We start from the raw sequence: 3381 nt of genomic DNA on the forward strand, positions 1-3381 counted from the left end.
TTGTACCTCACTTGGGAATGCAGACTCTACGAACGCAGTTACGCAATTAGTGCGGATCACGCATCCGTTTCATCCTCTGTTCTCGCGGCTGCTGCCATGTGTCGGCAGGCGATACAATCGGCATGGCGAACGCCTTTTGCTGCAGGCCGACGATACTGCCGTGTGGTCTGTTCCCCCGCAATGGACTGATCTTGCGAACCCGGATCCAGAAGTTGTCATGGGGAATGGGCGGGCGCTCTTGCGTACTGTCGACTTGCTGGAGCTGGCCAGTCTGGTCGGGCGCCTTTCTGGTAAATCGGCTTCGCGATCACTCGACAAATTGTAAGGATAATTATGCCGCATCTGTAAGGCGGATTATGCCGCAGGAGGGTTTGTATCATGAGCATATCCCAGCATTTCGGCTACATGTTCAGCATTTATCGCACAAGCCGCCTTGACATCGATGCCAATAGCGGCATAAACATCTTTACGATTACGCTTCTTTCCACACTCGGAGCCGGCGATGTCCGACAGCAAGCGCTCGAAGACGGAGGCCCTCATCGAACAAGGCACCTTCAATCCAAACCCCGAGAAGGTGGGCGATCCGAAGTTCAGCGACAGCGAGTTCTTCGATCCGCACGACGCCGTGCAGGTCAGATACGAGATGCTGCGGCGCGTCTCCATCGACAACATGTCGGTGACGGTGGCGTCCGACGAGTATGGCGTTTCCAGGCCGACCTATTACCAGGCAAGGGCGAGCTTCGACGCAGCCGGGATTGCGGGACTGGTACCAAAGAAGCCGGGCCCCCGCGGTCCCCACAAAATCGACGACGAAGTCCTGGCGTTTCTTCAGGCGCAGTTGGGCCCGGGCGAACCCGTTCGTGCTCGGGAGCTGGCGAAGCTGGTCCGCCGCGAACTCGCTGTCGAGCTTCATCCCAGGACGATCGAGCGGGTATTAAAAAAAACCGGCAGGTGAACATTGCCGCGGCATCGGTGCGTTCGTCGATCCTGTCGTCGGCCATTGCGGCCCAGTATGAGGTGCTGCGCGGGGCAGCCCTCGGCGAAGCTCTGCCTCTCAAGGCTCGTAGCGGCCTCATGCTCTTTCTGCGCCGGGGCATGTGGGGATGGGCACAGACGCTGGCCGCAGCAGCAAATCCCCTGCAAGAACAAAGTCATCCACCGTCGACCGCCTGGCCGACGCACGGCGGGCACGCAGCCGTCGTTCACGTCCTTGCGACAATAGCCATGAGCATCCACGACCGGAGGTCACCATGAATGCGCACCTTAAAGTCCAGCCTCATCACGTCGAACGCAGCGCCTACCTGTACATCCGCCAATCCTCGATGCGGCAAGTCATCGAGAACACCGAGAGCGCCAGGCGGCAATATGCGCTTCGTGGACGTGCGGTCGCCCTCGGCTGGCGGGACGAGCAGATTATCGTCGTCGACAATGATCAGGGTGAATCCGGTGCTTCGGCGGCCTGGCGCGAGGGGTTTCAGCGTTTGGTCAGCGACGTCGGCATGGGGCGCGCCGGGATCGTGATGGGGCTGGAAGTCTCCCGGCTGGCGCGCAACAATGCCGATTGGCAGCGCCTGCTGGAGATCTGCGCTCTTGCCGACACCCTGATCCTCGATGAAGACGGCGTCTATGACCCCGCAGGCTTCAACGACCGGCTCCTGCTCGGTCTCAAGGGCACCATGAGCGAAGCAGAGTTGCATGTGATCAAGGCACGGCTGCGCGGAGGCATCCTCAACAAGGCAAGGCGCGGCGAGTTTCGCTGTCCCCTGCCAACCGGGCTGGTCTATGACCATTCCGGCAATGTGGTGCTCGATCCGGACACGCAAGTCAGGGAGACGATCATCCATTTCTTCGAGACGTTCGCTCGCGTCGGATCCGCCTCCCAGACCGTCAAGGCCTTTCGCACGGAAGGCCTTTTGTTCCCGTCACGCCTGCACAACAGTCAGACGGTGTTTCGGCCGCTGACCGCATCGACCGCGGTGCGCGTCCTGAACAATCCGCGTTACGCCGGCGCCTATGCCTATGGGCGGCGACACTATCGGCGCACCATCGACGGCAAGAAGACTGTGCGTGCGCGAACTAATGATGATTGGCCGGCCTGCATTCCCGATGCGCATCCCGGCTATATCAGCTGGGAACAACATCAGGAGAACCTGAAGATTCTCAAGGCGAACGGCCAAGGATATGACGCGGCACGAGCGTCAATCCCAAGAGAAGGCCCGGCGCTGCTGCAAGGTCGGGCGGTATGTGGGCAATGCGGCCGGCATTTCCGGGTTCGCTACGCTGCCCGGCGCGGCCGACAGGAAGCCTGGTACATCTGCGATCGCGCCCATACCTATCGCGGTGACCCCTTGTGCCAGTCGATCGCCGGGCCTCCTGTCGATGAAGCCATCGGCAGGCTGATTGCCGAGCAGATGACGCCGGCCGCCGTCGAACTGGCGCTCGACGTCCGTAAGGAGATCCAAGCCCGGCATGAAGAAGCAGATCGGCTGCGCTGTCGCGCGGTCGAGCGCGCCCAGATCGAGGCCGATCTCGCCCAGCGCCGTTTCATGCTGGTCGATCCCGACAATCGTCTCGTCGCCGACACGCTCGAAGGCGAATGGAACGAGAAGCTCCGTATTTTGGCCAAGGCCCGCGAAGAGCGTGAGCGTGCCCGGGAGCACGATCAATTCATCCTTGATGAAGCTGTCCGCGAGCGGCTGGTCGCAATGACGGTGGATTTCAACAAGCTCTGGGCGGATCCCGACACACCAAACCGCGAACGCAAGCGACTCCTTACCCACATCATCGAGGATGTCACTCTCGTCAAGCTGCCGGCGGAAGGAACCACCAAGGTTCACGTGCGATTCAAAGGCGGCAAGATCCAGACGCTCACAACCTTGAGCCCAAAATCTTCCGCCCAGCAGGTCAAGACGCAGCCCGGCATCGTCGAACTGGTCGATAAACTCCTCGACGACCACATCTATTCCGAGATCGCAGAACTGCTCAACCAGCAAGGATACCGTCCCGGCGAGGCCGCACGCCGCGGTCGCCACACCGCCCGCTTCACGGCCTTGCGAGTTGCCTATCTCGTTCACCAATACAAGCTGCGCTCTCGCTATGACCGCCTGCGGGAACGTGGAATGCTGACAAAACAGGAAGCGGCCGCGCGTCTCAATATCCACGAGCACACCGTCACCCGATGGGCCAAACATGGCCTCATCGCCAGCCACGCCTACAACGGGCACTATTGCCTGTACGAACTTCCCGTTTCGGATCTACCGCAAAAACAATGCAGCCGATGGAACCGGCTCGTCGATCGCGCTGCCGCACGAAGGCAAAATGCCAGCCAGGCAAAAACTCTCAACTGAAGACGAAAGGGACGTAGTATGAATGCAGATCGTT

The 3381-nt window shown here is 60.5% G+C and carries 3 protein-coding genes; all 3 read left to right on the top strand.

The annotated features are described in order from the left end of the window. Positions 1-325, top strand: a 325-nt coding sequence (locus NKI63_RS30490) for a DUF5372 family protein (protein WP_352824115.1), incomplete at its 5' end; no start/stop codon positions are given. A gap of 177 nt (positions 326-502) precedes the next feature. Continuing rightward, positions 503-955 carry a helix-turn-helix domain-containing protein gene (locus NKI63_RS30495; RefSeq protein WP_352824116.1) on the top strand — a complete coding sequence of 151 codons (453 nt, stop codon included), beginning with the start codon at positions 503-505 and terminating at the stop codon, positions 953-955. 295 nt (positions 956-1250) lie between these two features. Beyond that, positions 1251-3347: a recombinase family protein gene (locus NKI63_RS30500; RefSeq protein ID WP_352625705.1), complete on the top strand. Its 2097-nt coding sequence runs from the start codon at positions 1251-1253 to the stop codon at positions 3345-3347. The last annotated feature ends 34 nt before the right edge of the window (positions 3348-3381 follow it).

The sequence above is a fragment of the Mesorhizobium sp. M0410 genome (assembly GCF_040321435.1).
Lineage (GTDB): Bacteria > Pseudomonadota > Alphaproteobacteria > Rhizobiales > Rhizobiaceae > Mesorhizobium.

Coding starts and splice junctions, on each gene's coding strand:
- NKI63_RS30495 (WP_352824116.1), top strand. CDS start 503: ATGTCCGACAGCAAGCGCTCGAAGACGGAGGCCCTCATCGAACAAGGC.
- NKI63_RS30500 (WP_352625705.1), top strand. CDS start 1,251: ATGAATGCGCACCTTAAAGTCCAGCCTCATCACGTCGAACGCAGCGCC.